This is a genomic window from Candidatus Saccharibacteria bacterium oral taxon 488 (genome assembly GCA_013100825.1).
Classification (GTDB): domain Bacteria; phylum Patescibacteriota; class Saccharimonadia; order Saccharimonadales; family Saccharimonadaceae; genus Nanosynbacter.
The window spans coordinates 493,857-516,371 of the sequence record CP040001.1 but is presented as its reverse complement, the minus strand read 5'-3'; the positions used below and the strand labels follow the sequence as shown (position 1 = coordinate 516,371).

20 protein-coding genes and 3 tRNA genes are annotated in these 22,515 nt (G+C 52.0%); 12 read left to right on the top strand and 11 right to left on the bottom strand.

The genetic code is table 11. The annotated features are described in order from the left end of the window. The first annotated feature begins 16 nt into the window (after positions 1–16). A complete protein-coding gene (locus tag FBF26_02800; protein QJU10179.1) occupies positions 17–922 on the top strand; it encodes a hypothetical protein in 906 nt (301 codons plus the stop codon). A 76-nt stretch (positions 923–998) separates the two neighbouring features. Here FBF26_02800 and FBF26_02795 read toward each other — a convergent pair whose 3' ends face one another. Beyond that, positions 999–3,707 (bottom strand): penicillin-binding protein, encoded by a 2,709-nt coding sequence (locus FBF26_02795; protein ID QJU10178.1) that lies wholly within the window; start codon positions 3,705–3,707, stop codon positions 999–1,001. 73 nt (positions 3,708–3,780) lie between these two features. Here FBF26_02795 and FBF26_02790 point away from each other — a divergent pair, with 73 nt between their 5' ends. From FBF26_02790 to FBF26_02760, 7 genes are all read left to right on the top strand, one after another. Continuing rightward, positions 3,781–5,010: a tyrosine--tRNA ligase gene (locus FBF26_02790; GenBank protein QJU10177.1), complete on the top strand. Its 1,230-nt coding sequence runs from the start codon at positions 3,781–3,783 to the stop codon at positions 5,008–5,010. Continuing rightward, the gene (locus FBF26_02785; GenBank protein QJU10176.1) at positions 5,010–5,765 is read left to right on the top strand and encodes an HAD-IIB family hydrolase; all 756 of its coding nucleotides are present in this window, start codon (positions 5,010–5,012) and stop codon (positions 5,763–5,765) included. The genes FBF26_02790 and FBF26_02785 overlap by 1 nt, the downstream gene beginning before the upstream one ends. Beyond that, a complete protein-coding gene (gene recG / locus FBF26_02780; GenBank protein QJU10175.1) occupies positions 5,766–7,808 on the top strand; it encodes an ATP-dependent DNA helicase RecG in 2,043 nt (680 codons plus the stop codon). Positions 7,809–7,818: 10 nt separating this feature from the next. Continuing rightward, positions 7,819–8,637 (top strand): hypothetical protein, encoded by an 819-nt coding sequence (locus FBF26_02775; GenBank protein ID QJU10174.1) that lies wholly within the window; start codon positions 7,819–7,821, stop codon positions 8,635–8,637. Beyond that, on the top strand, positions 8,615–9,178 hold the full coding sequence (rsmD, locus tag FBF26_02770) for a 16S rRNA (guanine(966)-N(2))-methyltransferase RsmD (GenBank protein QJU10173.1): 564 nt from the start codon (positions 8,615–8,617) through the stop codon (positions 9,176–9,178). The genes FBF26_02775 and rsmD overlap by 23 nt, the downstream gene beginning before the upstream one ends. After that, on the top strand, positions 9,171–9,548 hold the full coding sequence (locus tag FBF26_02765) for a hypothetical protein (GenBank protein QJU10172.1): 378 nt from the start codon (positions 9,171–9,173) through the stop codon (positions 9,546–9,548). The genes rsmD and FBF26_02765 overlap by 8 nt, the downstream gene beginning before the upstream one ends. Positions 9,549–9,753: 205 nt before the next feature. After that, positions 9,754–10,017 carry a hypothetical protein gene (locus FBF26_02760; GenBank protein QJU10171.1) on the top strand — a complete coding sequence of 88 codons (264 nt, stop codon included), beginning with the start codon at positions 9,754–9,756 and terminating at the stop codon, positions 10,015–10,017. A gap of 51 nt (positions 10,018–10,068) precedes the next feature. Here FBF26_02760 and FBF26_02755 read toward each other — a convergent pair whose 3' ends face one another. The 5 genes from FBF26_02755 to FBF26_02735 form a co-directional block, all read right to left on the bottom strand. Beyond that, positions 10,069–10,725: a hypothetical protein gene (locus FBF26_02755; GenBank protein ID QJU10170.1), complete on the bottom strand. Its 657-nt coding sequence runs from the start codon at positions 10,723–10,725 to the stop codon at positions 10,069–10,071. A 79-nt stretch (positions 10,726–10,804) separates the two neighbouring features. Continuing rightward, entirely contained in the window at positions 10,805–12,397 is a 1,593-nt protein-coding gene (locus FBF26_02750; GenBank protein ID QJU10169.1) for a DUF3459 domain-containing protein, read from the bottom strand. Between the two features lie 121 nt (positions 12,398–12,518). Continuing rightward, positions 12,519–12,594 (bottom strand) — tRNA-Gly (locus FBF26_02745). Positions 12,595–12,643: 49 nt separating this feature from the next. Next, positions 12,644–12,719 (bottom strand) — tRNA-Phe (locus tag FBF26_02740). 49 nt (positions 12,720–12,768) lie between these two features. Further along, positions 12,769–13,668 carry a glycosyl hydrolase family protein gene (locus tag FBF26_02735; GenBank protein QJU10563.1) on the bottom strand — a complete coding sequence of 300 codons (900 nt, stop codon included), beginning with the start codon at positions 13,666–13,668 and terminating at the stop codon, positions 12,769–12,771. A gap of 389 nt (positions 13,669–14,057) precedes the next feature. Between FBF26_02735 and FBF26_02730 the strand changes: the two genes are divergently transcribed. Together FBF26_02730 and FBF26_02725 are read left to right on the top strand one after the other, a co-directional pair. After that, positions 14,058–14,132, top strand: a tRNA-Gly gene (locus FBF26_02730). Between the two features lie 79 nt (positions 14,133–14,211). Then, positions 14,212–15,414: an alpha/beta hydrolase gene (locus FBF26_02725; protein ID QJU10168.1), complete on the top strand. Its 1,203-nt coding sequence runs from the start codon at positions 14,212–14,214 to the stop codon at positions 15,412–15,414. Between the two features lie 62 nt (positions 15,415–15,476). Here the strand turns inward: FBF26_02725 and FBF26_02720 are convergent, their stop codons facing one another. From FBF26_02720 to FBF26_02705, 4 genes are all read right to left on the bottom strand, one after another. Beyond that, positions 15,477–15,725, bottom strand: a complete 249-nt coding sequence (locus tag FBF26_02720) for a DUF4342 domain-containing protein (protein ID QJU10167.1) — start codon at positions 15,723–15,725, stop codon at positions 15,477–15,479. Positions 15,726–16,145: 420 nt separating this feature from the next. Continuing rightward, complete coding sequence (locus tag FBF26_02715; protein QJU10166.1) at positions 16,146–16,988, bottom strand: alpha/beta hydrolase; 843 nt, start codon at positions 16,986–16,988, stop codon at positions 16,146–16,148. A gap of 24 nt (positions 16,989–17,012) precedes the next feature. Further along, on the bottom strand, positions 17,013–17,756 hold the full coding sequence (locus FBF26_02710) for a slipin family protein (GenBank protein QJU10165.1): 744 nt from the start codon (positions 17,754–17,756) through the stop codon (positions 17,013–17,015). A gap of 24 nt (positions 17,757–17,780) precedes the next feature. Beyond that, a complete protein-coding gene (locus FBF26_02705) occupies positions 17,781–18,815 on the bottom strand; it encodes a D-alanine--D-alanine ligase (protein ID QJU10164.1) in 1,035 nt (344 codons plus the stop codon). Positions 18,816–18,880: 65 nt separating this feature from the next. Here FBF26_02705 and FBF26_02700 point away from each other — a divergent pair, with 65 nt between their 5' ends. Then, a complete protein-coding gene (locus FBF26_02700) occupies positions 18,881–19,720 on the top strand; it encodes a hypothetical protein (protein ID QJU10163.1) in 840 nt (279 codons plus the stop codon). Beyond that, on the top strand, positions 19,720–20,895 hold the full coding sequence (locus FBF26_02695) for a replication-associated recombination protein A (protein ID QJU10162.1): 1,176 nt from the start codon (positions 19,720–19,722) through the stop codon (positions 20,893–20,895). Before FBF26_02700 ends, FBF26_02695 begins: the two co-directional genes overlap by 1 nt. Position 20,896: 1 nt before the next feature. Here FBF26_02695 and treF read toward each other — a convergent pair whose 3' ends face one another. Further along, positions 20,897–22,495: an alpha,alpha-trehalase TreF gene (treF, locus tag FBF26_02690; protein QJU10161.1), complete on the bottom strand. Its 1,599-nt coding sequence runs from the start codon at positions 22,493–22,495 to the stop codon at positions 20,897–20,899. Between the last annotated feature and the right edge of the window lie 20 nt (positions 22,496–22,515).

Sequence of the window (22,515 nt, the reverse complement as noted above, 5' to 3'; positions counted from 1 at the left end):
ATAAAAGGAAATTAATATGGAAAAAACAATTGAACTTATCATCATTATCATGCTGCTGGCTATCATGGCGGAAATATATCTACTGGTCAAGCCGCGGCGGCACGCAGGCAGCGGTACGCAAAAGCCAATTTTGGTTGACACCTCGGTGCTGATGGACGGCCGGGTGGTTGATTTGGCAAAGACTGGGTTCTTACTGGGGCAGATTATCGTGCCGCGCAGTGTGCTGATCGAACTGCAACTACTGGCTGACGGCGCTGATCACGCCAAGCGCGAACGTGCTCGCTTTGGCATGGACGCCATGAAAGAACTCAAAGATGTGTTGGGTGGCTCGTTCGCGTTGCTTGACGATGCGACGCGCATTCCTGAGGGTGTTGATAACCGGCTGTTGCAACTTGCCAAGGAAATGAACGCTGCTATTTTGACACTGGATTACAACCTGAACAAGGTGGCGCAAGTCGAAGGAATTCAGATCCTCAATATCAATGAGCTAGCCAAGAGTTTGCGGATGAGCTATCTGCCTGGCGATGAGCTGGTGCTTGAATTGACGCAAAAAGGTCAGGATTCTCATCAGGCCGTCGGCTACTTGCATGACGGCACCATGGTGGTCGTTGAACAGGCGAAGAAGTTCCTAGGCCAGAAAAAGCGCATTGAAATCATTCGTAGCCTACAAACTGACGCTGGCAAGATGATGTTTGCGAAGGTTTGCGCCGAGCCAAAAGAAGCAAAAGAAGCGGCGCAACAGTCACCAGTTCAAGCTGCCCCCAAACAACCCAAGCAGCGCTCCACTGGTCGTCGGCCGCAAACCAGCAAGGCAGCGAAACCTGATGTCCCACGCGCCGCAGCTCAAAGTCACCGTTCGACTCGCCCCAAGACCCAGGCGCAGCGTGAGGCTGACTTGATCCGGATGGTTAATGAGCAATAGGCGCTAAGACTAAGAAGAAGTAAAAACCAGACTAAAGCGGTCTGGTTTTTATGTGTCACAGGGGAAGGGGCGTGAGTTAGTCGGAGCTTGAGCCACTGCCTACCGAGAAGCTACCGCTGTCTGATGCAGTATAGTAGCCTTCGTCGCGGGCGATCGCCTGAATGGTGTGCCGACCTGGGCTACTGACCCTGATATCGACCGAAACGCTGCCACCACTACCGGAGATCGACTCGCTTTTGACGCTGCGACCATCAACGAGGATGTCAATTGAGGTGAGCGGGAATGTGCCGTTGGTGGCGCGGGCGGTGATGGTGCGGCTGGAGCCAGAGCCAGAAAGCGATAGGCTAACACTTGGCTTGGCGTCGTCACACTTGTGCTTATCATCATCGGCGTTGGCGTCGTAACCCTCGGGTGCTGAGTACGATGGTTTTTTGGTGAGAGGGTCGATGGTTTTGGTGACTTCAATTTCCTCGATGGCGTCGGCTGGCGTACAATTTGTCGCCTTTTTCTTGGAGACACGGTCAAACTTAATCTTTTCAGTAGTCTCGCCCTGTTTTTTATTCCACCACGATGGATAGAGCTCTTTGCCTTGCTGTTGGATACCATTTGGTCGCTTGAACCAATCATTTGGCTTCCATTTGCCCTGTTTGGCATAGACTTCGTTGTGAGCAAATGACATGACGTTACGCACCACCGGCATACCAAAGGCCGAGTTCGGGGTGTTGATGGTACTGGTGTCGGAATTACCGAGCCACATACCCATGACCAGCGCCGGGCTATAGTTAACGATCCAGACATCCTTGGCGTGGCCGTTTTTGTCGGTAGTACCGGTCTTGGCGGCGGTTCTAACACCAGGCACATTCATCGCGCCATAACCGTGCAGGTCGCGCGCCGCGTCCGCGTCACCCAAGATGTCATTGATGATGTAGGCGACTTGCGGGTCGGTTGCCTGTTTGCTCTCGTCTTTCCATTTCTTTAGCGTATCGCCCTGGCTGTTGGTTACCTCGAGGACGTTGGTGCTTGGTTTGGCGACACCCATGCGGGCAAAGGTACCATAAGCATTCACTAACTCGGTCTGCTTCGTACCGCAGGCGCCAATGGCTGCTGACAAGCCGTAGCCGCCGGCCGCTTCTTCTTGTTGGCAATAATTGGTATTGCCCATGTTGTGAATATAGTCAACAGTTGGTTTTGGCGAGCCGTTGCCTGCGATATACATTGCCTTGACCGCTGGGATATTACGGGAAAGCGCTAGCGAGCGGCGAATAGAAATACTTCCCATAAATCGTCGATCCCAGTTGTTCAGCTTGGCGCCATAAATCTTGTCAATGTTCTCGTCGCTGAGGATTGAGCCCGAACCATAATTTTGCTGATTACTGCCGCGATTCTCAAACAGTTTGGCATAGTCGAAAGCCTTGATGGTTGAGCCCGGCTGGATAAAGGCGGTAGCGGCATTATCCTGCCCAAAGCCAGCATAATTGAAATCACGACTACCAGCGAGGGCGACAATCTGTCCAGTCTGTACATCTTCAACGGTTGCTGCACCGTTACTGATGCTCACGCGGCCCGGGCGACCTGAGTCGAAGAAAGCTTTCATCTCTGTCTCGAGTTTTTCTTGGATCTTCCAGTCCAGTGTCGTCTTGACGGTTAGTCCACCGCGGCCAACGACCGCCTTGCCAAGTTCACGCTCCAGTTGATTGCGCACCATGAGCACGAAATGCGGTGCCTTGAGGCCGGCTAGCTGTTCGGTTTCGGGCTTGATCTTGTCAAGAATTGGATACTGCTTGGCCTCTTTGGCCTGCGCTTCGGTGATATAGCCTTGTTCCAGCATGTAGTCTAGTGTTGTATGCTGGCGTGACAGGAGCATCTTGCGCCCAGTGATGTTGTACGGATTAAATGTACTCGGGTTTTGCGGAATTGAAGCCAGCAGGGCTGCTTCGGCCAAGGTGAGATCCTTGGCGGATTTACCAAAGTACGTCTGAGCGGCCGACTCTGCGCCGTTACGCCGACCGCCATATGGCGCTTGGTTGAGGTAGAGCGCGAGAATCTGATCCTTGTTGTACATGCGTTCAACTTCAATTGCCAGGATAATTTCCTTGATTTTGCGTGGAATACCGCTGAGGCCGCGTTTGTCGGCATCCTCGGCAAAGAAAACTTGCTTGACGAGCTGTTGTGTCAACGTCGAGCCACCCTGAACTTGTCGACCTGATGCTGTACTAAACATAGCGCGAGTCAGGCCACTAATACTGATACCGTGATGCTTATAGAAATCACGATCCTCAATGGCAATGGTTGCTTTCTTGAGGTAATCACTAATCTTGTCGGCCTCGACCACCAGCTTATAATTATCGGTACCCTTATCTTCCCACAGGAGCTCGCCATTGCGGTCATAATACTTGGTGACCGTTGTCTGGACACGCTTGGCGAGTTCGCCCGGGCGGATCTTGTCGAGATCTTTGCGGAAGTAGGCAAACAGACCGCCGATCAGGATAATCATTGCAACAATGGCGACGCCAAGGATCTTGAGCGCCATCAAGCCGCCGCGCTTGGAGAACCAATAGCGAAAGACGCGCTTGGGGTGGAGGCGGTAAAAGAACCGCTTGACGGGGTGCTTTGGTAAACTCGCCAGATACTCTGCTTTTTCGCGGGAGCGCTTATCCTTCTTGAGCCGACGCTTATTCGCCAAGTTTGCATAGACACTCAGCCGTTTTGCCGGCTTTGGATGCGGACGTGACGGCGCTGATTTTGCGCTGGCGTCCGACTGCTTATCTGAGGGTTTCTTGTTCACACTATCATTATATCACGCCTATGTTTCGCTTCAATCATAAAATTGCTATACTATTATCCAGAAAAGGAGGAATATGCAATTATCAGAGGAGCTAAAGTGGCGCGGGTTTTGGAATCAAGCGACATTCACCGATGATGAGCGTATTGATTCGGGAAATTTTACGCTCTATTTGGGGACAGACCCGTCGGCTGACAGTTTGCATGTCGGGCATCTGGCGGTCTATATGATGGTGCGGCATTTTTTGGAGCGCGGTCACAGGGTGTTTTTGCTGGTTGGTGGCGGCACGGGCATGATTGGTGATATGCGCGACACCGAGGAGCGGAGCCTGCTTTCATATGCGGAAATTGAGCACAACAAGCGAGCCTTGAAGGCACAAGTGTCACAAATTTTTGCGGGACGCGATTTTACCTTGGTGGACAATGCGGATTGGCTGGGCAATTTGGAACTACTACCGTTCCTCCGCGACATTGGCAAGAATTTTAACATGGCAGAGTTAACGACGCGGGAATTTTTTAAGGCGCGTATCGCTAATGGCAAGGGGCTGAGTTTTGCGGAGTTTACCTACACCTTGCTGCAGGGCTATGATTTCTGGCATTTGTTCAAACACCACGGTGTCAATTTACAAATCGGCGGTTCTGATCAGTGGGGTAATTTGGTTTCAGGTGTGGAATTGATTCGTAAAAAAGAAAATGCCGAAGTTTACGCCATGACCGCGCCGCTGCTCATCAACAAATCAACTGGGCGCAAGTTTGGCAAGTCCGAAGGTGGTGCCGTGTGGCTGAATGAAACCAAAACCAGCGTCTACAAATTCTATCAATTTTGGCTGAACGTTGATGACGAAAGCGCCATCGAGTATATGAAGATCTTCACCATGCTTGATCGTGACACCATTGAGGCCATCGCCGAAAACCACGCCGTCAATCCAGGTGCGCGCTCAGCCCAAAAAGTCTTGGCGCGCGAAGTTACCGACATCGTCCACGGTGTTAATCGGCGCGAATCAGTGGAGCGGGTGACGGAAGTATTGTTTGGCGGCGGCGATTTTCGGCAACTGTCGGACGATGATTTGGACACCCTGGCCAAAGAAATTCCACGTGTTGATGTCGGCGTCGGCGTGATTGAAGCGTTGGTGGTCTCTGGTGCGGTCAGTTCTAACGGCGAGGCCAGACGCCTGCTCAAATCTGGCGCCATCAGCCTTAACGGCGAAAAACTGGCTAATGACCGAGCCATCAACAATCAATCTTTGTTGAAAAAAGGTAAAAATACGTTTATTCTAGTTGCAGAAAATATGGAAGGAGAGGAATAATGAAAAAAATTATCGGGTTTGATTTGGATGACACGCTAGCTATTACCAAGTCACCAATTAGCGATCGGATGGCAGATATCCTTGGTCGGTTGCTTGAAAACTATGAGATGTGTGTCATCACGGGCGGCACATTCCACCAGATCAAAAAGCAAGTGATTGACCGACTTGATGTTCAGCCCGAACTACTCCAAAAATTCCACGCAATGCCGACGTGTGGCACGAGGTATTATCGATTTGATGCTGCTGATGATGAATGGAAGATGCAGTACGCGAATGATTTATCTGATGAACAAAAAGCTCAGATAACTACGGCGCTGGAGGAGGTTGCTCGAGAGATGGGCATTTGGTGTGATAATCCTGCGGGTGAAATTATTGAGGATCGCCACAGTCAAATTACTATGTCGGCACTGGGTCAGCAGGCGACTCCAGAAGATAAGTATGCCTGGGCGGAAAAGTATAAAGATATTCGCCCGGTATATCGCGACAAGGTGGCGGAGAAATTGCCTGGTTTGGAGGTGAGGATTGGCGGTACGACCAGCACTGATATTACGCTGCCAGGAATTGATAAAGCCTACGGTATTGGTAAGCTGCTTGAGCTGAACGGCTGGTCAAAGGAAGAAGCACTATTCTTTGGTGACAAGCTACAGGAAGGCGGTAATGATTTTCCAGTTAAGCAAATGGGCGTTGACTCGATTGAGGTGAAGGGCTGGGAAGACACCGCCTACGCGCTGGAAGGTATCAACGCCGTTTCGTAGATGAGGCTAACAACTCCACTGGAACACCTCAAAGGCGTCGGTCCCAAAACCGCCCAGGCGCTGGCGGCGGCGGGTCTAGAGACGGTGGCGGATGCCCTAGATTTTTTGCCGCGGGCGTACGATGATTATTCGGCGGCGGTCAATATCGCTGATCTTCAGCCAGGCAAGGTGACGGTGCGGGCGCGCTGCGAGTCGATTTCCACGCGGATTGCTCGCCGGGGTCTGAGGATCACCACGGCGGTGCTAGCGGATGATTCTGGCAAGGTCAAGGCCGTTTGGTTCAATCAGCCCTACCGCGAATCGCAGCTGAGATCCGACGCCGAATTCATGTTCTCTGGTCAATTTGGTATGCAATATAACAGCTATCAGATCAGCAATCCGTCGGTCGAGCTCGCCAAGTCAACTGATACATCCGACGTCCACCATACGTTGGGCATTCATCCGGTCTATAAATCCATCAAAAATCTCCGCCCAAAAACTGTGCAGGATTTGCTGAAGAATCTGCGCCCCATCATGGAGTTTTTGCCCGAGACGCTGCCGGAGCACATTGTCCAGCGGCAAAAACTAGTCAGCTGCGCGGAAGCTATCAAGTCTCTCCACGCGCCGAAAAACCATGAGGAAATTGCCCGCGGTCGTGAGCGCTTGGCCTTTGAAGAATTGTTTGAAATGATCTTGGCGGCGCAGTTGAATAAGCAGGAACAAACCAAATTGACTGGTTGGCGTATCCCGTTCAATCAGCCGGTCGTTAAGCAATTTGTTGAGAAATTGCCATTTCCCTTGACTAACGCGCAGCGCCGCGCCGCCTGGCAGATTTTGCAAGATTTGGAGTCCGAACATCCGATGAACCGCTTGTTACAGGGCGACGTTGGCTCGGGTAAAACGGTGGTCGCTGGGTTGGTGGCGGCGGAGGTGGCGCAGGCTGGTTTTCAGACGGCCATCATGGCACCGACGGAGATTTTGGCGACTCAGCATGCTAAGACGCTGGATGAATTATTGGCGCCGTTCGGCGTGTCGGTGGCGCTGCTAACGGGATATGTCAAGGGCGCTCAGCGGCGGCATCTGCTGGATAATTTAGCCAACGGCCATATCAACGTGGTGGTTGGCACGCACGCGCTGATTCAGGAAAAAGTGGCGTACCATAAACTGGGGTTTGTGGTGATCGACGAGCAGCATCGGTTCGGTGTCAAGCAGCGGCAGGCGTTGCTGCAAAAGTCAGACTACATGCCGCACCTGCTCAGCATGACCGCCACGCCGATTCCGCGGAGTTTGGCGTTGACCTTGTATGGCGAGCTGGACATCTCGATTTTGGACGAGCTGCCGGCCGGCCGTCAGCCGATTGTAACAAAAATTTGGTCGCCAGCTTCAGCGCCGAAGCTCTACGAAGCGATTGACCATGAGCTATCTCAGGGTCGCCAAGCCTACGTCATTTGTCCGTTGATTGATGATAATCCTGACAATGACAAAAAATCGGTCGAGGCGGAATATCACAAATTGGCAAAAACGATTTTTCATCATCGTCGCCTTGGGTTATTACACGGTAAATTGCCGCCAGAGGAGAAAGCAGTGGTCATGCAGCGGTTTGCGGACGGTGACATTGACATGTTGGTGAGTACCACGGTGGTGGAAGTCGGTGTTAATGTGCCGAATGCCACGGTCATGCTTATCGAAAATGCCGATCATTTTGGGCTCAGCCAGCTTCATCAGCTACGCGGGCGGGTTGGACGTGGCGAGCACCAGAGCTTTTGTCATCTGATGATGTCGGGTCATGATAAACCGAGTCAGCGCCTCAGGGAAATTGAGAAATCCCAAAATGGCTTTTACCTGGCGGAAGTTGATTTGAAACTACGCGGTCCTGGCGAGATTTACGGGCGAGCGCAGCATGGCACGCTCAACCTAAAAATTGCCTCGCTGAGCGATACGCCGCTGATTGCCCGTGCGCAAACGGAGGCCGAGCGCTTTGTCAAAGAGGGGCAGGATTTGCTACAATATAACCATCTGGCGCGTGCCGTCAGTCGCTATCAGCGATTAACCACGCTAAATTAGTGAGATAAGTATGTATTCAGGAACCACATTTCACACCAAATCAGGCAATCTGATGGGTGTTCATCAAAAAATTGATCGGGTCGCGCGGCGACACATCGTGCAGCTGTTGCCGTCATGGTGCAACTTTCCGTCGAGCAAGGAGATTTTGCACTTCGAGGGTAATAATGGCCCCGATGGTATCAAGCGGAAAAGTCCGGCCGTTGATGAGCCGTGGCACTTCATTGACCCGCATGATCCGAATGATGTGGCGCTCCTCGAGATGATTGATCAACACATTACTAATCTGGCAGCGGCGCTCAGTGCTGATAACTGTGAGCGAGCGGCGTTTGAGGCGGCGTGGATGGCGCACGCGATCACTGATGGCTTGACGCCACCGCATCATTTTCCGCTGGAGGAAAAATTGGCCCAGCTGCGCGGTGAGGGTATGGAGACCCGTAATTCGCTGATCAAAAAGAGCCTCATACCGGGCGAAACGGTGCTAAAAGCCCTGCGCAATAACTGGGAATTTTGGGGCGCAAAGGGCGTGATGACTATGCATCTGGCGTTTGAGGCGGGTGTTGCTAGTGTGGTGGCCTATCAACGATTTGCCACTGGCCTGCCGCAGCAGCGCGACATTGAGGAGGTGCGCCGAGCGGGCTTTCGGGCGTTTTATCTCGGCTGCGTTCATGAGGTGGCGGATATGGCTATGTATGAAAAGTTCGCCAAGACTGGCTGGACGACGGAACTAGCGCGGCAGACCAACCGTCAACTGATGCCGCTGATCATTCGTGCGGTGGTGTTGGGTTGGCTGAGCGCAGTGTGGCTGGCTGAGGAACAGCGTGCGCGTTAAGCTCATCGCTGGTAAATTTGGTGGGCGGTTTATCCAGGCGCCGCCAGGCTCGACGACGCATCCCATGGGCGAGCGAGTGCGCTTAGCCATGTTTAATTCACTAGGCGAAACAGTCCGCGGTGCGCGGGTGCTGGATGCTTTTGCGGGCTCTGGCGCTATTGGTTTGGAGGCACTCAGCCGCGGCGCCGAGTCGGTGGTTTTCGTGGAGCGAGACCGCGTCGCCCAGCGTGTGATTGCTGAAAATATTAGCACCGTGGGCGCCAGTGAAAACTCTATTGTAATAAAAACAACGGTAGCAAATTGGCTAGAAAGCATGAGCGTAACAGAGGAGTTTAATATTATTTTTGTCGATCCACCGTACCACAACCCGCAGTTTTCCACAGTCTCACGACTGATGGGACTTCTCAAACCGGGTGGACATATGGTATTATCACACTCAGGAATAGGTGAGGTGCCAATTCAGAACGGAATTGTTGTGGTGGACAATCGTAGTTATGGGGGTGCGCACCTCACTTACTTCCGTAAGGAGATAAGTGACTAACACCAGTGAGGTGATGATGGAGAAGCAGCGAGACAGCCACAATCACTCAGCTCTTCGCCCCGAGCCTCTACCTATGTGGACGAAAATAGCGGACGTAGCGATGCGGCCGCTGATGTTTATGTTGGGCGGTTTTCGCCGAGACAGTATACAGGAGACACATCCGTGGCACTGCCGGCGTGATATTGATCCGTCGCTGATAGATCCAGCGCTGACGGTGACGACGAATGGCGAGACAGACGAACTACTACCGGGCCGCTTTTCATTTCTGTTTCATGCGCCAGGGCTCGTTGGCTGGCGGCATTATTCCGTGTTGCGGGCTGAGCCGCCATTCCATATTGGCTGGGTAGTGCGTGAACGCGAGAGTGGTTAGGTAAAGCAATCAATAGTCCATCGTCTGCCAATCGATGATCAATACGTGCGAATGTTGAGTGGTCCAGCGCACCTAGAGACAGAGTTTTTTGCGGTACATCCTGACGGAACGCAGATCGGACTGGAGATTATGGACACCGGTATGCTCGGTGATAATAACTATCCAAAGGTGCGCTTATTATAAGAAGGAGATAAGTGAATATGGGGTGCTGCAGCCTCAGTTTGAGGGTAGTGGTGATGAGCTTGATAAGTTGCTATTCTATATCGGCTGGGTGTCGGTAGCCGGTAAGGCTGAGTTAAATGATCGGCCAATTGAGGGGGCGGTACGAGTGCTGCGTGGTCCTGATCCAACAGCGTTCTTTGCGGTCAATGGCTTGGGTCAGCAGTTGAGGTTGAAGTGTATCGGTGCAGGGCGGCTCGGCCCAAATGGACTTAATAGATATATTGCGGCGTGGGCGCAGCTATATTAGCAGGGGATTGTTGGCGGGGTGACAGGTCTAGCCTTGGTGAAAGCACGGTAATTAACTGATTAGTTTGTCAATCGCCTTGGCAACCTCGGCATCGGTAAAGTTGATAGTCGACTTTTTCTTGATGAACAGTCTCAAGCTACGAATAACATCGGGTGACTTGATAGCCTTTCTCATGTTGTCTTCGGTTAGCGCATCAAAACGCTTCCAGTATTTATCCAAATCACCTCTTAGCACAGATTTCTTGGTGAGGTTCACTAGGTGCTTTGCTGCAGTTCTAATTGTTGATAAATTGGTTAAATCATAGGCAAAAATACGCTGTGAGCGAATCGGCTTTTCAAAGATAACACGGTGAAGCTCGACGCAGCGACCATTAGTTAAGATCACCCAGTCAACGCCTTCGTTTGAGGCATAGTCAACAGCCTGTTTGAGGTGGCGCTCATTGAGGTCAATAGAGGTGGCCTTTGCTTCAACAATAAAATGAATTTTCTTATTTAACTGCACAACGTAGTCAACATATGTACCACGAATCATATGTTCTGTTTTAATCTCGTCAATGAGAGTATATCCAAGCACCATACTGAGCAGGCTATTGACCATCAGGCGTGCCGTTGACTCATCAGCATTGAGGTTTTCTTTCTTTGTTAAATATTTTTTACGATACTCACGTAAAGCCTTCTCACAAGCTTTTTCCTGGAAGTCTGTAGCCATAGTTACCCTTCGTTATTAACTAAACTTGCAGATATTGTAGAACAGTATACTCAAACTGTAAAGACATAAGCAATAGCTACTACCCATTATTCTGTGGCAATAATAAAACCCCACAATATTTCTGAATTGTTAGCTGCTGATTATTGTCGATGGTAGAGCAATAGGGGTGGGTTGAGGCGATGATCTCGGTATGTTCTGGGATAAAAAAATGTTGTGGTGCATCAGCGAAGTTAATATAAATATAAGCCCGCTCATCATCCAGCTCTCGTTTGATACCGAGCACGAACCCATTACCGGTGTTAATCACTTCGAGCGTGCCGTGCTGCAATACTGGCATACTCCGCCGCAGGTGAAGCAGCCGTCGGTGCAGGTGCAGGAGTGAGTCAGGGTGCATGGCCTGCGTCAGGACATTGGTTCTTATCGCGTTGGTGTGAACGGGCAGCCACGGCTGTACGCTTGAGAATCCAGCGAACCGCGTATCGTCCCATTGCATCGGCGTACGCTCCAGGTCGCGGCTGTCGATGATAGAATGAGCAGGGCTAAAATTATCCTGAATGTCATCAGCGGTCAGCTCGCCATTGGTCATACCAATTTCATCACCATAATACATCACGCTGACGCCCGGCGTGAGCAGGTTGAGAAAGTGCAAGGCTCGCGCTCGCTCCGCCCCGAGCCGCGAGGCAATGCGCGGCTGATCGTGATTGCCGACGCAGAAAAATGGCTTGGCTGAATCTGCCGCCTGCAGATAATTCTCAATCTTCTGTCCAGTGTGTTCCGCGTGCCACTCGTCCTGACGATACTCCATAAAGAATGCCGACGCCTTCGGATGAGCCGTCAGTACCTTGTGATACTGCTGGTAAATATCGCCCAACTTCTCGTCCGGATAAAATTCAAACACCATCTGCTTATCGTCATATTCATCACAAACCGCCGCCAGCTCACGCAGGTATTCTTGAAAATACGGCCCCATTTTACAGTGGTCGTGGATAAACGCGCCGTAAGCTTCAGGATTGCCGTGAAAATCAGGATTCACAGTGTCATCACGCAGCTCTGGGTCTTTCGAAATGCCCCAAATCGCGTCAACCCGCATACCGTCCACGCCCATATCAAACCAAAATCGCACCACGTTTTTTATCTCGTTCCGAACCGCAGGATTATCCCAATTCAAATCCGGCTGTGTCTTCAGGAATGAATGGAGATAAAATTGACCGGTTTGCTCATCAAACTCCCACGAACTACCGCCCGACAGACTTCGCCAATTGTTCGGCTCATTGCCGTCCCGCCCGTCACGCCAGACGTAATAGTTACGCTTAGGATTGTCGCGCGATGACCGCGCTTCCTGAAACCACGGATGCTGATCAGACGTGTGGCAGGGAACGAGGTCGATCATGACTTTGATGTCCAGGGTGTGGGCTTTTTCTAGTAATTTTTGAAAATCCTCTAGCCCGCCAAATGTCGGATCGATCGCTCGGTAGTCAGCAATATCATAGCCAAAGTCGATCAGCGGCGAGACGAAAAACGGCGAAATCCAAATCGCGTCAACGCCCAGCCACGCCAAATAATCCAGCTTTTCGGTAATGCCATTCAAATCGCCAATTCCATCGCCATTAGTATCCCGGAAACTACGCGGATAAATCTGATACAGAGAAGCGACATCGTGCCAAGTCTTCATAGTTTAAGTATAAGCGAGATGGGGGATTTGGGCAAATGAAACAGTATAAACTCAAGTTTACTCTTTGCAACATTATAAAAAGCCGCCCGTTCGGGCGACCAAATCTCAGGAAGTTCCATTGTGGTGCGGGTAAGGAGACTCTAACTCCTGGCCTCTTCCATGGCAAGGAAGCGCTCTAACAACTGAGCTATACCCGCATGTGGTTCACGGTTTATTGTAACAAAGCCGCAAATAAAATGCAATGTTTGGTGGCTCCTCCCAGACTCGAACTGGGGACACAAGGCTCTTCAGGCCTCTGCTCTACCAACTGAGCTAAAGAGCCACAAACTTGCTATTTCATTGTACTAAAGTTACCGTTATCTGGCAAGTCGCTATTTCCGCACATAGTGTGCTACATAATCAACTTCGATATCAGCTACTGCTGGCGTGAGTGGATTAGGCACGCTACCATCAACGGTTTCGGTATGTTTATTAATGCCGTTTGGATCCATTGCTCCAGCCTGCACACCGAGGAACATCTGTTTGTCGGTCACATCTGGGTGATTAATGCGGCCCCATTCTTTGCCATCCAAGGTGAAAATCATATAATCTTTCTCAACGATAACACCGTAGGTGTGCCAGCCATGCATGTCGTGATTATCAAGGAATGCTTGCTTTTGCTTGTTATCCGGATCCCAGTGGTACGTTGCCTCAATGCGAGGACCATTGACGCGTCCTTCGGCAAAGTCAACTTCTGGTGGCCAGCCCTCGTCCTTTGGCCAGAGAAGGAATGCATAACCAACGCCTTTGGCTTTCGGGAATTTGGCACGAATTTCCCAGCGACCACGTGAAGCGGTAAATACATCGCCCGAGCCGGCGCCGCCAGTGCTCCACTGGCCGTTCTCGTGCTGAGTACGAATGACCAATTTACCGTCTTGAGTAAACGAATTACGCTGCGACATCACGCCCATGCAGCCGTGGCCAACCGCCGGATCACCCCAGCCGTACTGTACCCACTTAGTTTGCTTGATCGACGAATCAAAGCCTTCAAAGTAATCAATCTGCCAACCATCAATTGCTGCCTGATTCTGGTCATGGTTTGCGTGGTTTGCTGAGTCACCGGACTTGACCGGTTGTGGTTGACTTGGGGAGCCGGAATTTTTATTGCCCGAATTATTGTTTGACGAGTTGTTGCGTGGGGATTGGTTAGCTCGCTGAGTCGAATCTTGAGAGCCACGTTGGCGTTCAGGTTGCTGTTTTACTGCTTGGGCTTGGTCGTGATTGTGACGCATGGTCTGCGTTACCCAATTGTGTCCGGCTGGTGTTGGTTTATTGTCGGTATTTTGGTTAGATTTGCTTGGTTGCTGATTATCGCTCGTAGAGTTGGTGTCGGCGAGGGGGCGATTGCCAGTATTGAGCGAGCCAGTCGGTGACCCAGTTCGATCGGCATACTTTGTCGCTTGGGGCGGGGCGTTATTTACCTGCGACAAGAAGTGCAGTGCGCCAAGCGACAAGCCGCCGATAACGATAAGAGTTGCTATGCTAGTTGTAACCAGTTTTCGCTTCGTCATGTGTCTATTATAGCGCACTAACATTATATGTCAAACTTTTAGCGTAAGCGTCAAGAAAATGCTGCAATACTCTAGTAGTTTGGCGGAGAATCAGGTATAATATTCTCGTCGCGGGTGTCGTATAACGGCTATTATGTGACCTTCCCAAGGTTGAGACGGGAGTTCGACTCTCCCCATCCGCACCACGTCGATGAAGGATTGTTTGCCTGATCACGATACTGTATAAAATTATTCGTTTCAAAAAACGTCCAAAGGAGTTATATCATGCAAAAAAACGAAAAGATCCTCAAACGGCAATCGACTAAAATCTTCTTTGACAATGACGATACCGATTTCTTTTTCAACTGGATGCTCGGCGTGGCGGAACTGTTCGGTATGTCGCATGGAGAGTTGTTTTATCTGGCGCATAAGATCGGGCGTGACGGGAAACCGAGTAAGTGGCGAGCCTGTTTTACGGACCATGCCGATTATCTCGTTCGCTTGGCAAAGGCAGCCACCGGTGAACAAATGGCCGCCGACTGCTATTTTGGTGCAACCTATGCCTATCGGGCAGTACTGCAGTTCATTGATCCGTTTTCTCCGGAATATCCGAAGCTTGTTTGCGCTATGGAAAACGCTTTCGCCGGTGCGGTCAGGGCGATAAATATACCGATCAAACCTGTGCGCGTTCCGTATCAAACTGGCTATTTACCCGTCTATTATCTTTACTGCGACAATAACCGTCCAACCGTGGTCATGGTCGGCGGCGGTGATACGTACCGGGAGGATTTGTTCTATTTTGCCGGCTGGCCGGGATGGCGGCGGAACTATAATGTACTGATGGTCGATTTACCCGGTCAAGGCTCTAATCCCGCCAGAGGTCTCACTTTTACCGTCGACGCCGGCGAGCCGATTGCCGCGTGCCTTGACTGGCTGCAAACCGAAAATCCCGACGCGCGTCACATTGTGCTATACGGCGTTAGCGGCGGCGGGTATTTTACTGCTCAAGCGGCCGCAAAAGACGCGAGGATTAGCGCATGGATTGCCAGCACGCCTATTTTTGACGTGGCAGAACTGTTCCGCCGTGAGTTCGGCGCAGCGCTCAAAGCGCCCGGCTGGCTGATGAATCTCGCCTTAAAATTAGCGGGGAACATCAATGAAGCCGCCGATATCAATTTGAAAAAATACGCTTGGCAGTTCGGCACGAGCGACTTCCGCTCGGCGATCGATGAAGTTTTCGAACAGGCAAAGGTTGTTGACCACCAAGCTATTACTTGTCCGTCGCTGTTTCTCATGGGGGAAAGCGAAGGTGCTGAACTCCAGCGGCAAACGCGATGTCTCTACGATGAATTTATCCGGCGCGAACTTGATACGACGCTGCATGAGTTCGATTCGCAAAGCGGCGCCGACGCTCATTGTCAGCTGAATAATTTACGTTTGGCGCATAGCGTAGTCTTTGATTGGCTGGACAGTCGGCTGGTTGATTAACAAGGTTTTCGGACTGAAGGGTTGCGCTGCGGAGCCCAGTAGGTTATTTATAAAGATTGGCGCTAATCCCATCGCTCCACCGCGATCGTGCACTGCGCCATCAACGCCACTGCCGCGCCGAGAGCCGCGAGGGTTGGTAGCAGCAGTACGCCAACGACGCCGGCAGTGACGGGGAATTCCATGATACTTTCGCCCTTTTCGTTTTTGATGATGACGCGGCGGACGTTACCTTCTTTGATGAGTTGTTTGACCTTCTTGACAACTTGATCGCTGTTGACACTAAATTCTTCGGTATAGTTTTGTTTACTCATAATTGCTCTCCTTACGTTTTACTGCTCTTAGATAGTTTATTTATGATGACTTAGCTTTTTTGGGCTATATCTAGTATCTTGCGCCACAACTTTCGTGATTTATTAAGACTTGCTTGTAATGCGGTCTTATCTTCGGTTGAACCAAACTCTAACATATTTGTAATATTATGACACTGCCAAGCCATTATTTTCAAGTAGCGATAGCCACTTTGAATACATAGTCTGCTGATCGTGTATATCTATCGTACCACCTCACCACCTCACCACCTCTGCAACATCTCAACAGGCGTCCGCAGCTGTATGTCTAAGTGTATCCTTTCGTTGCTCGACCAGCCCCCGAAATGTCGCGACCGCCTCGTGCAACGAAGAAGCCAGGCAATCGCTGAACTTGGCAGAATAATGATTTAAGCGGCGCCCTTATCACTTTGAAGCGAGAAACTCATCGAGCGTATTTTCGACTTCCATCCACCTAGGACTCAGCCACATCACGTGCGATTCGGTATTATTGATGGAAAGTACGGCGTGCTTGATCTGCTTCGCGGTGTGAAGCGGATGGTCGAGCGGAACCGAACCATCATACTTACTATGCAGTATAAGCGTCGGTTGTGTGATAGTTTCGGGATTACCCTTCATCAAACGCCGACTAATGTCATTCATGAACCCACTGCCAGAGCGAAATTGCATAAACATCGACGCGATTGCATCGATAGACGACGGCGGGTAGCTAGCAAGCACGTCACGCGCGTCCAATGTCGTGAGTTGTTGAAACAAATAACTGACTATTTTTCGCGACCATCTGCGGAGCAGCCAGCGCATCACTGCCCACGTTACATGTTCGAGCACAGGATTAAACGCGATACGGGCTGCCATACGAGTACTTTGACTAGGCCATTTCTTGAAACTCACCGCGCTCATCAGGACGAGTTTATCAACGCTGTCGGGGTGAAGCTCGGCGAACCGCATCGCCGCTCTGCCGCCAGCCGATATGCCGACCAGGATGACACGCTCAATCCCGAGCTGCTCTAGCAACTCGTTTGTCGCCTGTTCGAATTCGCCATAGGTTTCGCTAAGCGCTGTATCTGTCCCACCATAGCCGGGTCGGCTGACGCTGAGGATTGAATAGTCGCGACTAACGAAGTAATCCTCACCCGTACGCATGGCGGCAGTCGTGTGACCGCCGTTCAAAATGAGAACCGTTAACGAGCCGTGCATGTCATGTCGATATTCGATCGTACCGCGGGACGTTTGAAGCAGCTCCATCATGTGCAATCAACCGTGCGAGGCGTGCTATTTCTTACCGCCGCGAATCGCATCAATCAGTTCAATCGGGAAGAGCATCATTGTCTTTTGTGATGGTTCGGTGGAGATGCGCTCCAGTGTATTCAAGGTGCGCAGGTTAATCGCGCCTTGGGTTTTTGCCAGGATCTCTGCTGCCTGCGCCAGCGTTTCAGCAGCAGCTTTTTCGCCGTCGGCGTTGATGATGTTAGCGCGGCGTTCGCGCTCGGCTTCGGCTTGCTTGGCCATGGCGCGCTTCATGTCGCCAGGCAATTCAATATTCTGAATCTTAACATTCTCGACATCGATACCCCATTTATCCGTCTCGGCATCAACAATTTCCTTGATCTGCTGTGAAATCTCCTCGCGCTTGGCAAGCAAATCATCCATATCGACATTACCGGTGACATCGCGCAGGGCAGCTTGGGCAAACTGGCTGGTGGCATAAATATAATTGGTCGTCTCCAGTACCGCTTTTGGGGCGTTAATTACTCGGAAATAAACTACCGCGTCAACGCCGACAGTGACGTTGTCTTTGGTGATGACTTCTTGTTTTGGCACATCAATTGGCGTGGAACGCACATCGACCATCATCATTGTTTGAAAAATCGGTATCACAACCCTTAGACCCGGCTCGCGTACGCCAGTAAATTTACCGAGCGTCAACACCACGCCGCGCTGGTATTGATTGACCACTTTTATGCCGCTCAGCACAAACATCAGTACGATGACTAAAATTACTGCTACTATTTCCATATCTACCTCCTGTTTATAAGGAGATTATACGCCACATATAGAATGGCTGGCAAGCGCCTCCTCAATCAACTCGTCAACCAGCGCCCGTGGGCTGAGGCCTGAAGTTTCCCATAGCTTTGGATACATACTGATGTTGGTGAAGCCGGGGATGCTGTTAATTTCGTTGAGAAAAATCTGGCCCGTCGGATCAAGGAAAAAATCAACTCGCGCCATGCCGTGTCCACCGGTCGCGTGGTAGGCGGCCAGCGCGAGGCGCTGTAGTTTTGTCGCCACTGACTCGTCAACGTCCGCGGGGATAACGACGCGCGAAGTGCTAGCGGTGCTGTACTTATCGTCGTAGCTATAAAACTCTTCGCCGGGAAGAATCTCGCCGGGAATACTGACGCGGGCGGATGTGCCGCGGCCGAGGACGGCCAGCTCAATCTCGCGGGCGGTGATCGCTTGTTCTATCAATACGGTGTCGTCGTGGCGAAAGGCTTCATCAAGCGCGGCGGTGAATGCTTCGGCCGAGTGGACTTTGCTGACACCGACGGACGAGCCGGCGCGGGATGGCTTGATGAAAACAGGCGTACCAAGCTCATCAGCTATCTCGGCAAAGGTCGGTCGCGGTGCATCACTCGCTAGCGTTCGCCACGGCACAACCGGGACATGAGCGCCGATCGCCAGCCGCTTGGTCATGTCTTTGTCCATGGTGACGGCCGCCGAAAGGAGACTCGGGCCGACATAGGGAATATGAAGTAGCTGCGCCAGGCCCTGCACGCTGCCGTCCTCGCCGTTTTTGCCGTGAAGCACCGGAATTATCACGTCAATCGGTAGCGGGTCAGTGCCGTCGATGAGCAGCGACCGCTGGCCGAGCTGCGGCGTTAGGCGTGGGCTTGGTTGGTTGCGCGCCTCGATCGTCTCGACGAGTCGCCACTCACCAGCCCGGTCGATGTAGCACAACTTGATATCGTAGCGTGTCATGTCCAGCGCCGCTAGCACATTAGTAGCGGAATTGATTGAGACCTCATGCTCGGATGACTCGCCGCCAAATATGAGGAGAACGCGTAATCTATCCATTACCCTAGTATAGCGCATCGTACCTTGGCGGGGCGAATTTATGGCATGATATAATAAAAATGATGATGGCGGACAACAGGAACAAGAGGCTTAATAGATCGCTGACACCTGAGATTATCGGCGGTGGCGACTCGGCGGCTGAGTGTGATAAGCGTGAGGTCAGTGGTACCATGGGTGTGATTACTGGCATGCTGATAGCTCTGCCAAGCGAGGCGTGGCATAATGCCTTGCCAGAAGTTGGCCAGCAGCCGATAATTCTTGGTGGCATGGCGGTGGCAATAGGGGGGTTGTGGCGGATATCTCAAGCTGTCCGATTGCGCGAATATAGCAAGCGTAGACCTGAGCTGCTTAGGGAGGCAGTCGACAATCTGCCACCACTAGTCGATACTATCAAAGATAGCAGCGAGCGGCTAGATGAGCTGCTTAGGGAGCTCGACCAAAAGCTATTGGCACATGAGATGGCGGTTAAAACTGGTCGTACATCGGCCATACCGCTCACCACTGATGAGGCGGAACGTCACGCGGCACTTGTGCGACTGACTAGTCACTGCTCTGGCGGCTCCGGTCTCGTCAATAGAGCAGCGGCGCAGGTTTTACACTGGGCTGGCTGCGCGTTGCCACCGGAAATGACGGCGGCTGAGCGGCGCTGGTCTGGTCGCAAGGCTGGTCAAGCGGAGGCAAACAGCATGCATCAAACGACGCTGAATATGTTGGAGCAATATGTGCCGTTGGATGGGATGACGTGGCGAGAGTACGTGGCGTCACCGGAGTTTGCGGCAGTCTGCGGAAGTGCTCAGCAGATTGATCGAGGGTTACGCTGGCGGGCAAAACCGCTCGGGCGGCGACCGGCTGATTGTTTCTCGCACTTTTCGCAGTATCGGCCGCGAGAGGATAATTGGTGGTAATGGATGCGCGACAACCCCTGGCGGAGCAGATGCGGCCGCAAACCCTGGATGAAGTAATCGGGCAGAGTCATTTGCTGGGCGAGGGCGAGTTGCTTCGCCAAATTGTTAAGCGTGGCGAGCCGGTCAGTTTGATTTTGTGGGGGCCGCCAGGCACGGGCAAAACGACGCTGGCGCGGATTATTGCTCGTGAAGTCAATGCGGAGTTTGTTGAGCTATCGGCCGTGACCAGCGGCAAAAAAGATGTTGAACAGGTGATTGAGCACGCCAGGCAAAATTGGAACTTGAACCTCAGGACGATTCTGTTCGTTGATGAAATCCACCGCTTTAACAAGGCGCAGCAGGACGCTTTTTTACCGCATGTCGAGAGTGGGCTGATCACCTTGATTGGCGCGACCACCGAGAATCCGAGCTTTGAGGTGATCACGCCGCTGCTCAGTCGGACGCGAGTGCTGGTGCTCCATCAACTGACCAAAGATGAAATTGTGTTGGTGCTGAAGCGGGCGCTCAAAGTTTTGAAACAAACCAAGCGGGTGTCGCCAAAAGCTTTGGACTATCTGGCGGAACTGGCGGACGGCGACGCGCGGGTGGCCTTAGGTAATTTGGAATTGGCGCTGAGTTTTGGCGAGAAAGTCACGCCCGAGGTGGTCAAGGCAGCGGCCCAGCGGCGATTGCCGGGCTATGACAAAAAGGGTGACGCGCATTATGACATCATCTCGGCGTTCATCAAGTCGCTGCGCGGCAGCGACCAGGTAGCTGTGGCGTATTATTTGGCGCGGATGATTGATGCTGGCGAAGACCCGAAGTTCATCGCTCGGCGGATGGTGATTTTTGCGTCAGAAGACATTGGGCTGGCTGGCAATGGTGCGCTGAGTCTGGCGGTGGCGACTTTTGAAGCGGTCGAGCGTGTTGGTCTACCGGAAGCCAAATACAATTTATTTCACTGCGCCATCGCTCTGGCGCGCAGCCAGAAATCGCGCGAAATTACTGATCTGATGAATGACGCCTTTTCTCTGGCGCACAAGTACCCAAACTCATCGGTGCCACTCCACCTTCGTAACGCCCCAACCAAGCTGATGAAAGAGCTAGGCTACAATAAAGATTACCAATGGCAGGCTGGCTTCCAGCACGAAAAGGGATTTCTCCCAGAAGATATTCCGCGTCCGCCGAAACGTTAGATTATCTCGGGCAGCGTTCATCAAACCGATCATACAGCGCCGCGTACACGCCGTTAGTCCAGCCAAAGCCATCTTGCAACGGATATTCACCGCCACCGCCAATGCGGGACTCGCTATCGACGTCATATTTCTCGATCATCTTGCCCTTGTCGGCAAACACGCGCTCAGTCGAAGCCAGCCAGCGCTTTCTAATTTCCTCTGCTAGCTCATCCAGCCCATATCGCTTCAAACCGCAAACCGCCACCCACTGCAGTGGCGCCCAGCCATTTGGCGCGTCCCATTGCTGGCCATTGTCAATCAGCGTCATCCGCAGTCCACCATCGCGCAAAAACTCGCGTTCTAATTTCTCGGCCACGTGCTTGGCTTGTTTTTTGGTGGCAATGCCACTGTAGAGCGGGAAGACGCCGGCCAGCGTGGCGTGGCTCGTCTGGTGACCGGTGCGGAAATTATAATCATAGAAAAAGCCGTCGGCTTCATTCCAGCAATACTGGCGGATGCTCTCGGCGCGGCGCTCGGCCAGGCGAATGAAGCGTTTCTTGAGCGGCGCCTGACGCAGTACGCCGTAACAATGCGCGATCGTCATCTCGAGTTCATACAACAAACAGTTCAGATCTACCGGTACAATATCGGTCGTCATAATTGTCTCAATGTCGTGCGGATCATCAAACCAGCGCGAGCTAAAGTCCCAACCGCTCTCAGCCCCGGCCCGCAGGTCGAGATAGACCTTGGCCTTGTTGGCGGAGCGGCTGTTCCTGGCGGTTTCGATATCTTCGCGGCGACTCTCTGGGCGTGGCGTGGCCTTGTCGTCGTAGTAGCGATTCAGCACCTGACCATCAGGCATAGCGACCACGCGGTTGGTGGCGATAAAATCAATGCTCGAAAGTTTGCGTTGGCCTTTCATCCAGAACTTATATTCGGCGAGTAGCGACGGAAAGTACTCGAGGTACGTCAAGCTCGGGGCGCGCCGGCCAGGCTTGCTAGCCAGGAGCTTGACCATCGCCGCAAAAAACGGTGGCTGACTGCGACTGAGAAAATAAGTCCGGTTAGCAGTCGGAATGAAACCAAAGCGCTGAATCATGTACACATAATTTTTCATCATGCCGTCGATCAGCTTCCACTTGTTATCCACCGCCAGACCCAGCATGATAAAATATGTGTCCCAATAAAATTGTTCGGCAAACCGACCACCCGGCACCACGTAGTCGTGCGGCAGGGCAATCAGCGAACCTTTCGACTTGTGGGCGTGGCGGATGAGCAGTGGCCAAAGGCTAGTGACATGCTGCCTGGCGGAATCCGCTTGAACAAAACTCACCTTTTTGATCGGTGATTCAAATTCATAAAAGTGCAGCTTTACAAATTCATCCAGCCGAAAGTTCGGATCGCGCCGGGCTAGACGATACTCTTGGAGGATGCGGGTGGCTCGCTTTCGCGGCACGAGATCGACAAATGTTTTGCCATCAGCAAACACGCGGCGCGACTGCACCTCGTGAAATAACTGCCCGAGCTTTTCATCGGGATCTTTGCGGTTGATCGGCGTAATACGTTGGGCGGTACGCGCGAGGGTTCGTTTGATAATTGTTGTCGTTTTTTTGGGAAGCATATGCTCAAGTATAGCGTGTT

What these genes read in the sequence shown, in the direction of transcription:
- FBF26_02800 (QJU10179.1), top strand. Translation starts at nt 17, where the DNA reads ATGGAAAAAACAATTGAACTTATCATCATTATCATGCTGCTGGCTATC.
- FBF26_02790 (QJU10177.1), top strand. Translation starts at nt 3,781, where the DNA reads ATGCAATTATCAGAGGAGCTAAAGTGGCGCGGGTTTTGGAATCAAGCG.
- FBF26_02785 (QJU10176.1), top strand. Translation starts at nt 5,010, where the DNA reads ATGAAAAAAATTATCGGGTTTGATTTGGATGACACGCTAGCTATTACC.
- recG (QJU10175.1), top strand. Translation starts at nt 5,766, where the DNA reads ATGAGGCTAACAACTCCACTGGAACACCTCAAAGGCGTCGGTCCCAAA.
- FBF26_02775 (QJU10174.1), top strand. Translation starts at nt 7,819, where the DNA reads ATGTATTCAGGAACCACATTTCACACCAAATCAGGCAATCTGATGGGT.
- FBF26_02755 (QJU10170.1), bottom strand. Translation starts at nt 10,725, where the DNA reads ATGGCTACAGACTTCCAGGAAAAAGCTTGTGAGAAGGCTTTACGTGAG.
- FBF26_02750 (QJU10169.1), bottom strand. Translation starts at nt 12,397, where the DNA reads ATGAAGACTTGGCACGATGTCGCTTCTCTGTATCAGATTTATCCGCGT.
- FBF26_02735 (QJU10563.1), bottom strand. Translation starts at nt 13,668, where the DNA reads ATGCGTCACAATCACGACCAAGCCCAAGCAGTAAAACAGCAACCTGAA.
- FBF26_02725 (QJU10168.1), top strand. Translation starts at nt 14,212, where the DNA reads ATGCAAAAAAACGAAAAGATCCTCAAACGGCAATCGACTAAAATCTTC.
- FBF26_02720 (QJU10167.1), bottom strand. Translation starts at nt 15,725, where the DNA reads ATGAGTAAACAAAACTATACCGAAGAATTTAGTGTCAACAGCGATCAA.
- FBF26_02715 (QJU10166.1), bottom strand. Translation starts at nt 16,988, where the DNA reads ATGATGGAGCTGCTTCAAACGTCCCGCGGTACGATCGAATATCGACAT.
- FBF26_02710 (QJU10165.1), bottom strand. Translation starts at nt 17,756, where the DNA reads ATGGAAATAGTAGCAGTAATTTTAGTCATCGTACTGATGTTTGTGCTG.
- FBF26_02705 (QJU10164.1), bottom strand. Translation starts at nt 18,815, where the DNA reads ATGGATAGATTACGCGTTCTCCTCATATTTGGCGGCGAGTCATCCGAG.
- FBF26_02700 (QJU10163.1), top strand. Translation starts at nt 18,881, where the DNA reads ATGGCGGACAACAGGAACAAGAGGCTTAATAGATCGCTGACACCTGAG.
- FBF26_02695 (QJU10162.1), top strand. Translation starts at nt 19,720, where the DNA reads ATGGATGCGCGACAACCCCTGGCGGAGCAGATGCGGCCGCAAACCCTG.
- treF (QJU10161.1), bottom strand. Translation starts at nt 22,495, where the DNA reads ATGCTTCCCAAAAAAACGACAACAATTATCAAACGAACCCTCGCGCGT.